Genomic DNA, 513 nt, shown 5'->3' on the forward strand with positions numbered 1-513 from the left:
GCCATCGGGGTCGCACCCCAGGTTCTCGGCTTCATCTTCGGCCCCAACCGGCCGGACACCGAGAAGAACAGCCCGTACGAATGCGGCTTCGAGGCTTTCGAGGACGCGCGCATGAAGTTCGATGTGCGCTACTACCTCGTCGCCATCCTGTTCATCCTCTTCGATCTCGAGATCGCCTTCCTCTTTCCCTGGGCCGTGGCCCTGCGCGACATCGGCGCGACGGGGTTCTGGGCGATGATGCTGTTCCTCGGAATCCTCGTCGTCGGCTTCGTCTACGAGTGGAAGAAGGGTGCGCTGGACTGGGACTGATCCCAAGCCTGCCAGGAGACACGTATGGGAATCGAAGGCGTCATCAAGGAAGGCTTCGTCACCACCTCGGTGGACAAGCTGATCAACTGGTCCAAGACCGGGTCGCTGTGGCCGATGACCTTCGGTCTGGCCTGCTGTGCCATCGAGATGATGCACGCCGGTGCCGCGCGCTACGACATCGACCGCTTCGGCATGCTGTTCCGG

The 513-nt window shown here is 62.2% G+C and carries 1 protein-coding gene and 1 pseudogene; both read left to right on the forward strand.

The features are described from left to right. The first annotated feature begins 3 nt into the window (after positions 1 to 3). Complete coding sequence (locus CKO27_RS24090) at positions 4 to 309, forward strand: NADH-quinone oxidoreductase subunit A (RefSeq protein WP_200377428.1); 306 nt, start codon at positions 4 to 6, stop codon at positions 307 to 309. A gap of 24 nt (positions 310 to 333) precedes the next feature. Further along, positions 334 to 513: pseudogene (locus tag CKO27_RS24095) on the forward strand (NADH-quinone oxidoreductase subunit B); the annotation flags it as partial.

It is taken from the genome of Thiocystis violacea, assembly GCF_016583575.1.
In the GTDB taxonomy this organism is placed as follows: domain Bacteria; phylum Pseudomonadota; class Gammaproteobacteria; order Chromatiales; family Chromatiaceae; genus Thiocystis; species Thiocystis violacea.